Source organism: Micromonospora sp. NPDC002717 (assembly GCF_040295705.1).
GTDB lineage: Bacteria > Actinomycetota > Actinomycetes > Mycobacteriales > Micromonosporaceae > Micromonospora.
In genome coordinates this window covers 85,938-95,600 of the sequence record NZ_JBEOVW010000023.1, presented here as the reverse complement: position 1 = coordinate 95,600, position 9,663 = coordinate 85,938, and the positions used below count along the sequence as shown (strand labels likewise).

At 73.3% G+C, this 9,663-nt stretch carries 7 protein-coding genes; 4 read left to right on the top strand and 3 right to left on the bottom strand.

Features of this window, described 5'->3' with window-relative positions:
* Positions 1 to 129: 129 nt before the first annotated feature.
* Positions 130 to 1,485: a VOC family protein gene (locus tag ABT006_RS27185; protein WP_350710884.1), complete on the bottom strand. Its 1,356-nt coding sequence runs from the start codon at positions 1,483 to 1,485 to the stop codon at positions 130 to 132.
* Positions 1,486 to 1,628: 143 nt separating this feature from the next.
* Between ABT006_RS27185 and ndk the strand changes: the two genes are divergently transcribed.
* Positions 1,629 to 2,054: a nucleoside-diphosphate kinase gene (gene ndk, locus ABT006_RS27180; RefSeq protein WP_350710882.1), complete on the top strand. Its 426-nt coding sequence runs from the start codon at positions 1,629 to 1,631 to the stop codon at positions 2,052 to 2,054.
* A gap of 106 nt (positions 2,055 to 2,160) precedes the next feature.
* On the opposite strand, the gene sigJ is transcribed toward ndk, so the two are convergent.
* Both sigJ and ABT006_RS27170 read right to left on the bottom strand, forming a co-directional pair.
* Positions 2,161 to 3,039, bottom strand: a complete 879-nt coding sequence (gene sigJ, locus ABT006_RS27175) for an RNA polymerase sigma factor SigJ (RefSeq protein WP_350710880.1) — start codon at positions 3,037 to 3,039, stop codon at positions 2,161 to 2,163.
* Positions 3,036 to 3,476: a carboxymuconolactone decarboxylase family protein gene (locus tag ABT006_RS27170; RefSeq protein ID WP_350710878.1), complete on the bottom strand. Its 441-nt coding sequence runs from the start codon at positions 3,474 to 3,476 to the stop codon at positions 3,036 to 3,038. Before ABT006_RS27170 ends, sigJ begins: the two co-directional genes overlap by 4 nt.
* Positions 3,477 to 3,685: 209 nt before the next feature.
* Between ABT006_RS27170 and ABT006_RS27165 the strand changes: the two genes are divergently transcribed.
* The 3 genes from ABT006_RS27165 (at position 3,686) to ABT006_RS27155 (ending at position 9,659) form a co-directional block, all read left to right on the top strand.
* Complete coding sequence (locus tag ABT006_RS27165) at positions 3,686 to 5,242, top strand: alkaline phosphatase D family protein (RefSeq protein WP_350710877.1); 1,557 nt, start codon at positions 3,686 to 3,688, stop codon at positions 5,240 to 5,242.
* A gap of 404 nt (positions 5,243 to 5,646) precedes the next feature.
* The gene (gene ileS, locus ABT006_RS27160; RefSeq protein ID WP_350710875.1) at positions 5,647 to 8,790 is read left to right on the top strand and encodes an isoleucine--tRNA ligase; all 3,144 of its coding nucleotides are present in this window, start codon (positions 5,647 to 5,649) and stop codon (positions 8,788 to 8,790) included.
* A gap of 170 nt (positions 8,791 to 8,960) precedes the next feature.
* On the top strand, positions 8,961 to 9,659 hold the full coding sequence (locus ABT006_RS27155) for a lysophospholipid acyltransferase family protein (protein ID WP_350710873.1): 699 nt from the start codon (positions 8,961 to 8,963) through the stop codon (positions 9,657 to 9,659).
* Positions 9,660 to 9,663 lie beyond the last annotated feature (4 nt).

The following is a 9,663-nucleotide window of genomic DNA, read 5'->3' as shown; positions in this document are numbered from 1 at the left end:
GCTGACGGGCTGACGGGCTGACGGGCTGACGGGCTGACGGGCTGACGGGCTGACGGGCTGACGGGCTGACGGGCTGACGGGCTGACGGGCTGACGGGCTGACGGGTCAGCCGTCAGCCCGTCAGCGGAGTCAGGCGTCGGCGCGTTCGCGCCACTGGGTGAGGGCGATGCCGTGGCCGTCCGGGTCGCGGAACGCGGCCGCCCACACCTCCAGCTTCGTGCCCCGGTTGACCACGCGGGGGGCGTACGTGAACCGGACGCCGGACCCGCGCAGCCGCTCGTACGCGGAGTCGATGTCGTCCACCTCGAGGTTGACGTGCACCAGGCGGCGGCTGATCGGCGCCGCCTCGGTCACCTCCCGCAGCACCAGCCGGGTCGTCCCGGAGGCGAGGACGGCGTTGCCGGAGCCCCGGTCGACCTCGGTGAAGCCCAGGTCCCGGTAGAAGGCCAGTGAACGCGGCAGGTCGGTGACCAGCAGCGTCAGGCCCACCCCGGCGATCGGCGCGCCGAGATCGTCCTCGTCCTCCACGACCCCGGTCTCGTCGTCACCGATGGTCGCCTCGGGACCGAAGATCGCCTCGTCCAGCTTCTCCGGGCTGATCCGCTCCTCGCGCGCCCGGTCCCGGGGCGGGATCGGGTCGTCCAGGGGCAGGTCGATCGGGTCGAGCGGCTCCGCCGGCGCGGGCGGGTCGGTGCGCCCGCCGGCCGGGGCCGGGGGGTCGAACCGCTCCTCGGCGGGCGGGCGGGGCGTCGGGGTGGCCCGGCGTGGCAGGGTGCCGGTCGTGGACTGTTCGACGAGGGTGCCCTCCAGCACGACCGGCCCGCCGGGGCGCTGGTGCACCACGACGGGCTCGCGCTCCTCCGGGTGCCTGACGGGCTCGCCGCCGAGCGGATCGCCCAGCGGGTCGACCAGCGGCTCGCGGAAGTCGTCCCGGAAGTCGTCGTCCGGCGCACGGTCGGCCCACGGCGGCGCCTCCTGCTGGAGCAGCACGTCGTCCAGCGGGTCCGGGCCCGCGTACTCGGGTGGGAGGTCGGCGGCGACGGTGGCGGCGGACTCGGCGTGGGTGGGCACCTCGTCCCAGAGCACCCGGACGTGCCGCTGGTCGTCCAGGGCCACCCGGATCGGCAGCGTCTGCCCCAGCGACGGCCACTTCGCCACCGGCACCCGCGGCTCGATGATCTTCTTGGAACGGGGCGGCAGGCCCGGCGCGTCGATCACCAGTTGCAGCTCGCAGCGGCCGAAGGCGTACTGGGTGGGTGGCTCGGAGGCGCTGTGCACGTGGCCCACGCCGACCACCCAGGTGCGCCCGCCGCCGCGCACGGTGGCCAGCGCGATGGCCAGCACCAGCAGGGCGACCCCGAGCGCCACGATCGCCCAGCTGGTCATGCCCAGCCCGAAGAGGATCACGAAGGTGGCCACGGTGCCGAGCACCGCGGCGATCAGCTTGCGTACCGGCGCGATGGGCCGGTTCCCGCCATTCGCCACTGTGGACCTCCCGGGGGTCAAGGGCCAGGCTAGGCCGGATCGGCCGCCGGGGGAAAGACCGGCCGCCGCGCCGGCGCCGGGACCGGGTCGCTAGGCTGACCGTACCCAGCCCGACCGCCTTTCGCGCACAGGAGGAATCCAGCGTGTCCAGCAGCAGCCCCGATGAGCGCACCCTCGTACTGATCAAGCCCGACGCGGTCCGCCGCGGGCTGGTCGGCGAGGTGATCTCCCGCTTCGAGCGCAAGGGGTTGCGGATCGACGCGCTGGTGTCCCGGACCATGGACGCCGCGCTGGCCGACGAGCACTACGCCGAGCACGTGGACAAGCCGTTCTACCCGCCGCTGAAGGACTTCATGACCGGCGGCCCGCTGGTGGCGCTGGTGCTCTCCGGCGACCAGGTCATCGACGTGGTGCGGGGGCTGGTCGGGTCGACCGACGGGCGCAAGGCGGCGGCCGGCACGATCCGCGGCGACCTCTCGCTGTCCAACCGCGAGAACCTGGTGCACGCCTCCGACTCGCCGGACAGCGCGAAGCGCGAGATCGCGCTCTGGTTCCCCGAGCTGGGCTGACGGCCGACCGACGCCGCGAGCAGCGGTCGTGCCGGACCCGGCACGACCGTCCGCTCAGGGCGTCCGCCGCGACGCGTCCAGGCTGTCGACCGGCACGACCGTCCGGTCAGGCCGTCCACGGCAGCTTGTCCGGGTTGCCGACCACGTAGAACCCGGTGATCCGGCCGCCGGCCGCGCCCAGGGTCAGCGCGTACCTGCCGCCGTCGGGGCGGATGATCAGGGCGGCCGGCTGGCCGTTGAGTTCCAGCCGGCGCGCGGTGAAGTGTCGGCCCGGGCCGTACAGGCCGACGAAGAAGCGGGCGACCCGGTCCGCGCCGGTGACGGGGTTGCGCGCCGCCTTGACCCGGCCGCCGCCGTCGGTCCAGGCGATGGCGTCCCTCGCCACCAGCCCGGTCAGCGCGGCCAGGTCACCGTCGCGGGCGGCGGCGAGGAAGGCGTCCAGCAGCCGTTCCTGCTCGGCCCGGCCGGCGGTGAACCGCCGCTGGTCCTGCCCGATCCGGGCCACCGCCCGGTGGTGCAGCTGCCGGCAGTCCGCCACCGACCGGTCCAGGATCTCCGCGATCTCGGCGTACGGCAGGTCGAAGGCGGTGTGCAGCACGTAGACCGCGCGCTCCGGCGGGGTGAGGCGTTCCAGCAGGTGCAGCAGGGCGGTGGAGATCGAGTCGCGCAGCTCGACGGAGTCCAGCGGCCCGAACGGTGACGGCGCGGTCGGCACCGGCTCGGGCAGCCACGGCCCGACGTACGTCTCCCGGGCGGCCCGCCGGGCGCGCAGCCGGTCCAGCGCCAGGTGGGTGACCACCCGGGACAGGTAGCGGCGCGGCTCGGCGACCGCCGCCCGGTCCGCCCCCAGCCAGCGCAGGTACGCCTCCTGGAGCACGTCCTCCGCGTCGTGCCGGCTGCCGAGCAGGCGGTACGCCAGGCCGAGCAGCATCGGCCGGTGCGCCTCGAGCGCACCGGCCGCCTGCGTCGCGTCGGTGACCGTCACACGTCCGTCGGGAGTTCGTTCCGGCAGGTCACGGCGATACGGTTCCACACGTTGATTGTCGCGATGGCCATCAGCAGGTCGACCAGCTCCTTCTCGGGCCACACCTTCGCCGCCGCGTCCCAGACCTCGTCGGGTACGCCGTGCTCGCCGAGGCGGGTCACCGCGTCGGTGAGCGCCAGCGCGGTCCGCTCCCGCTCGTCGAAGAAGGGCGCCTCGCGCCAGGTGGAGACCGCGAAGAGCCGCCGGCTCGACTCGCCCTCGGCGAGCGCGTCCCGGCTGTGCATGTCGACGCAGAACGCGCAGCCGTTCAGCATCGACGCCCGCATCTTCACGAGGTGGAGCACGGTGTGGTCGACGTTGGCCCGGACGTACTTCTCGAGCCCCAGCACCGCGTGGTACGCCTCCGGCGCCACCTTGGCCGCGTTGATCCGCTGCATGACAACCTCCCTGATCCGTGGTGGTGACACCGACACGACGACACGACGGGGGTTCGGCGTGACGGTCCGGGCCTGTGACGCCGGTCATGCCGGCCGGACCACCGACCACCCCGGACCACCGGAGTTCCGGCCCCGGTCACCCGGCACGCCGCCGCCGGTCATCTCCGCCCGGTAGACCCACGGGGGCAGTCCCCGATCCGGGAGGAACGATGACCGAACTTGACCGACGTACGTTGCTGCGCGCCGGCCTGATCGCAGGTGCCGGTGTCGCCGGCGGCGCCCTGCTCGGCGCGCCCGCCGCGCCCGCCGCACCGGCCTGGCGGCCGACCGGCCGACCGGTGCTCACCCACGGCGTGCAGAGCGGTGACGTGACCGCGGACTCGGCGCTGGTCTGGACCCGCGCCGACCGTCCCGGTCGGATGCTGGTGGAGGTGAGCCGCCGGCCGGACTTCCGCGGTGCCCGGCGGGTACGCGGACCGGTGCTCGACCCGACCGGCGACTTCACCGGCAAGGTGCGGCTGCGCGGGTTGCCCGGTGGCGAGCGGCTGCACTACCGGGTCCGGGTGGAGAGCCTGGACCGGCCGGGACTGGCCAGCGAACCGCTGACCGGCACGCTGACCACCGCCCCGGGTCGGCACGACCGCGGGGACGTCCGGTTCGTCTGGACCGGTGACATCGCCGGGCAGGGCTGGGGCATCGCCCCGGACCTCGGCGGCATGTCGATCTTCCGGGCCATGCGGGCCACCCGGCCCGACTTCTTCCTGTGCAGCGGCGACACCGTCTACGCCGACGGCCCGCTCGCCGAGACGGTGACCCTGCCCGACGGGCGGGTCTGGCGCAACCTGGTCACCCCGGAGAAGAGCAAGGTCGCCGAGACGCTGGCCGAGTACCGGGGGCAGTTCGCGTACAACCTGCTCGACGAGCACCTGCGCGCGTTCGTCGCGGAGGTGCCGCAGATCAACCAGTGGGACGACCACGAGGTGACCAACAACTGGTACCCGGGGGAGATCCTGACAGACGCGCGGTACACCGAGCGCCGCGTCGACGTGCTCGCCGCCCGGGCCCGGCAGGCGTTCGACGAGTGGCTGCCGGCGCCGGTCGACGGGCCGCGGTACCGGCGGCTGTCGTACGGGTCGCGGCTGGACGTCTTCGTGCTGGACATGCGGACCTGGAAGGACCCCAACGACGGCAACACCTACGCCGACCCGGCGCGTGGCCTGCTCGGCCGGGAACAGCGGGAGTGGTTGATCCGGGAACTGACCCGGTCCCGGGCCACCTGGAAGGTGATCGCCGCCGACCTGCCGATCGGGCTGGTGGTGCCGGACGGGGCCGCCGCCCAGGAGGGCGTCGCGCAGGGCGACCCGGGCGCGCCGGCCGGGCGGGAGCTGGAGTTCGCGCAGGTGCTCGGCGCGGCGCACCGGGCCGGGGTGACCGGGATCGTCTTCCTCACCGCCGACGTGCACTACACCGCCGCGCACCACTACGACCCGGCCCGGGCGTCGGTCGCCGAGTTCACCCCGTTCTGGGAGTTCGTCTCGGGGCCGGCGCACGCCGGCGCGTTCGGCCCGAACGCCCTGGACGGCACGTTCGGGCCGAAGGCGGTCTTCGTCAACGCTCCGCCGCGGGCCAACACCTCCCCGGCCGAGGGCTTCCAGCACTTCGGTGAGGTCGCCGTCGACGGCGCGTCCGGCGCCTTCACCGTCCACCTGCGCGACCGCGACGGGGTCTCCCTCTGGACGACCACCCTGCCCGCCCCGACCCGCTGACCTCGCCGTCCGCCCGTCGACCATGAGGCTGTCGCCACCACCCGCCGGGGCACCGTGACAGCCGCATGGTCGACGCGGGTGGGATCAGCGGGTGTCGAGCAGCGCCCGGCGGCGAGCGGCCGCCGTTACTCGGCGGCGATCCCGGCGGGCGGTCGGGTAACCTTGACGGCCGTAAGGCGATGACCCGGCCATCACCGGCGAGCCTCCGGAAGAACAGCCGGGTGACCGGCCCAGTAGAACCGGACGGGTCCGGCCCGTCACAGCCGGCCAACGAGCGGGCGGTCGATCCTGACCGCCAAGCGGGGTGGTACCGCGGGCCACCCGGGGCGCCGGCACGGCGTACCGGATCGGCTCGTCCTCGCAGACCCACACGACCGTGAGCTGCGCGAGGAGAGCGACCCCCGATGGCCTATCCGTTGCACGACCCGACCGCCGCCGTCCCGGCGAGCCCGGACCTGCCCGCGGTCGAACGCCGGGTCCTGGAGCACTGGACGGCCGACAAGACCTTCGAGGCCAGCGTCGAGGCCCGTCCCGCCGGCACGGACGGGAAGAACGAGTACGTCTTCTACGACGGCCCGCCGTTCGCCAACGGCCTGCCGCACTACGGCCACCTCTTCACCGGCTACGTCAAGGACGTGGTGCCGCGCTACCAGACCATGCGCGGGCGCCGGGTGGAGCGGCGCTTCGGCTGGGACTGCCACGGCCTGCCCGCCGAGGTGGTCGCCGAGAAGCAGCTCGGCATCACCAGCAAGGCGGAGATCCTCGACCTGGGCGTGGCCCGGTTCAACGAGGCGTGCCGCACCTCGGTGCTGGAGTTCACCCAGGACTGGGAGCGCTACGTCACCCGGCAGGCCCGCTGGGTCGACTTCGCCAACGACTACAAGACCCTCGACCTGGACTACATGGAAAGCGTCATGTGGGCCTTCAAGACCCTGCACGACAAGGGTCTGGTCTACGAGGGCTTCCGGGTGCTGGCGTACTGCTGGCGCTGCGAGACGCCGCTGTCGAACACCGAGACCCGGATGGACGACGTCTACCGGGACCGGCACGACCCGACGCTGTCGGTGTGGTTCGAGCTGACCCCCGACGAGAGCGCGCCGGAGCTGGTGCGCGGGCCGGTGCGGCTCGGCGTCTGGACCACCACGCCGTGGACCCTGCCGTCCAACCTCGCGCTCGCCGTCGGCCCCGACATCGAGTACGCGGTGCTGGAGCGCGACGGCGCGCGGTACGTCGTCGGGGCGGCCCGGCTGGCCGCGTACGCCAAGGAGCTGGAGGGGTACGAGCAGGTCGGCACCGTCTCCGGCCGCGATCTCGTCGGCCGCCGCTACACCCCGCTGTTCGACTTCCTCGTCGAGCAGGCGGGCCCGAACGCCTACCAGGTGCTCGGCGCGGAGTTCGTCACCACCGAGGACGGCACCGGGATCGTGCACCTGGCCCCGGCCTTCGGCGAGGACGACCAGAACACCTGCAACGCCGCCGGCATCCCGACCATCGTCACGGTGGACGACCACACCCGGTTCACCGCGCTGGTCCCGCCGTACCAGGGCGAGCAGGTCTTCGACGTCAACAAGCCGGTGATCCGGGAGCTGAAGGAGCGGGGGGTGGTGCTCAAGCAGGACACCTACACCCACTCCTACCCGCACTGCTGGCGCTGCGACACCCCGCTGGTCTACAAGGCGGTGTCGTCGTGGTTCGTCGCGGTGACGCAGTTCAAGGACCGGATGGTCGAGCTGAACCAGCAGATCAACTGGACCCCGGGGCACATCAAGGACGGCTCGTTCGGCAAGTGGCTGGCCAACGCCCGCGACTGGTCGATCAGCCGGAACCGGTTCTGGGGTTCGCCGATCCCGGTGTGGAAGTCCGACGACCCGAACTACCCGCGGCTGGACGTCTACGGCTCGCTGGAGGAGATCGAGCGGGACTTCGGCGTACGCCTGACCGACCTGCACCGGCCGGCGGTGGACGAGCTGGTCCGCCCCAACCCGGACGACCCGACGGGGAAGTCGATGATGCGCCGGGTGCCGGAGGTGCTGGACTGCTGGTTCGAGTCCGGCTCGATGCCGTTCGCCCAGGTGCACTACCCGTTCGAGAACCGCGACTGGTTCGAGCACCACTACCCGGGCGACTTCATCGTCGAGTACATCGGGCAGACCCGCGGCTGGTTCTACACCATGCACGTGCTGGCCACCGCGCTGTTCGACAGGCCGGCGTTCCGCAACTGCCTCAGCCACGGCATCCTGCTCGGCTCCGACGGGCGCAAGATGTCCAAGAGCCTGCGCAACTACCCGGACGTCTACCACGTGTTCGACTCGTACGGCTCGGACGCGATGCGCTGGATGCTGATGTCCTCGCCGGTGCTGCGCGGCGGTGACATGGCGGTCACCGAGTCGGGCATCCGGGACGCCGTCCGGCAGGTGCTGCTGCCGCTGTGGAACGTCTGGTACTTCTTCTCGCTCTACGCCAACGCCGACGGCCACACCGCGAAGCGGCGGGTGGACTCCACCCACCTGCTCGACCGGTACGTGCTGGCGAAGACGAACGAGCTGGTGTCGACCGTCGGCGCGCAGATGGACGCGTACGACATCTCCGGCGCCTGCGCCACCGTGCGGTCCTACCTGGACGCGCTGACCAACTGGTACGTCCGGCGCTCCCGGGACCGGTTCTGGTCCGGCGACGCGGACGCGTTCGACACGCTCTGGACGGTGTTGGAGACGCTGTGCCGGGTGGTGGCGCCGCTGGCGCCGCTGACCGCGGAGGAGATCTGGCGCGGGCTGACCGGCGAGCGGTCGGTGCACCTGACCGACTGGCCGGACGCGGCGCAGTTCCCGGCCGACCACGAGCTGGTCGCCGCGATGGACGCCACCCGGGCGGTCGCCTCGGCGGCGCTGTCGCTGCGCAAGGCCAAGGGGCTGCGGGTGCGGCTGCCGCTGTCGAAGCTGACCGTCGCCTCCCCGGCGGCGGAGCAGCTGCGACCCTTCGCCGACCTGGTCGCCGACGAGGTCAACGTGAAGGCGGTGGAGTTCACCGGCGAGGTGTCCGCGTACTGCCAGCAGGTGCTGACGGTGGTGCCGCGCGCGCTCGGCCCCCGGGTCGGCAAGCAGGTCCAGCAGGTCATCAAGGCGGTCAAGGCGGGCGAGTGGGAGCTGGTCGACGGCGCCCCGGTGGCCGCCGGCATCACCCTCGCCGAGGGCGAGTACGAGCTGCGCCTGGTCGCCGCCGACGCCGAGCACTCCGCGCCGCTGCCCGGCGGCGAGGGCGTGGTCGTGCTGGACACGGAGGTCACCCCCGAGCTGGCCGCCGAGGGGCTGGCGCGGGACGTCGTCCGGGTGGTGCAGCAGGCCCGCCGGGACGCCGACCTGGACGTCTCCGACCGGATCGCGCTGCTGCTGTCGGCCTCCGAGGAGGTGCGCGCGGCGGTGGCCGGGTACACCGACTTCGTCGCCCGGGAGGTGCTGGCCGACTCCGTCGACTTCGCCGACGGGGTGGCGGGCTTCACCGGCGAGGTCGGCGAGGGCGACCGGGTGACGGTCGCCGTCCGGCGGGTATGAGGCACTGAGACGGTGGCGGTCCGGCGTGCTCCGCCGGGCCGCCACCACCGGCCCCGCCCGCGCCCGACAGGCCCGCTCACCAGCCGGTCGGCCCGCCACCCCCGCGGGGCCACGTGGACCCGTCCGCTACCGTGACACCGCCTGCCCGCACACGATCCGCCGGAGGACCAGTGCCCCTGCTCTACACCATCGGCAAGCTCACCGTGGCGCCCGCGCTCCGGTTGGCCTTCCGTCCGACCGTGGAGGGGTTGGAGCACATCCCGGAGACCGGTGGTGCGATCTTCGCGGGCAACCACCTCTCCGTCGCCGACGAGCTCTTCCTCGGCACGGTCGTGCCCCGGCACCTGGCGTTCTGGGCCAAGTCGGAGTACTTCAAGGGCACCGGCCCGAAGGGCGCCTTCTCCAAGTTCGTGCTCACCGGCCTGGGGGCCATCCCGGTCGAGCGGGCCGGCGGCCGGGCGGCGCTGGCCGCGTTCGACGCCGCCATCCCGGTGCTCAAGGCCGGCGACCTGGTCGCCGTCTATCCCGAGGGGACCCGCTCGCCGGACGGCCGGCTCTACCGGGGGCGCACCGGCGCGGCCCGGCTGGCGGTGGCGGCCGGCGTGCCGGTCATCCCGGTCGGCATGATCGGCACCGACAAGGCGCAGCCCATCGGCACCCGGGTGCCCCGTCCCGGCCGCGCCAAGATCACCGTACGGTTCGGCAAGCCGCTGGACTTCACCGGCCGGCCGGACGACCGCACGTCGCTGCGGGAGATCACCGACGAGATCATGACCGAGATCCAGAAGCTCACCGGCCAGGAGTACGTGCCCCGCTACGCCCCGCCCCGCGCGCAGCCGCCGCTCGCCGGGGAGCCGGGCGCCGGCTGAGCTG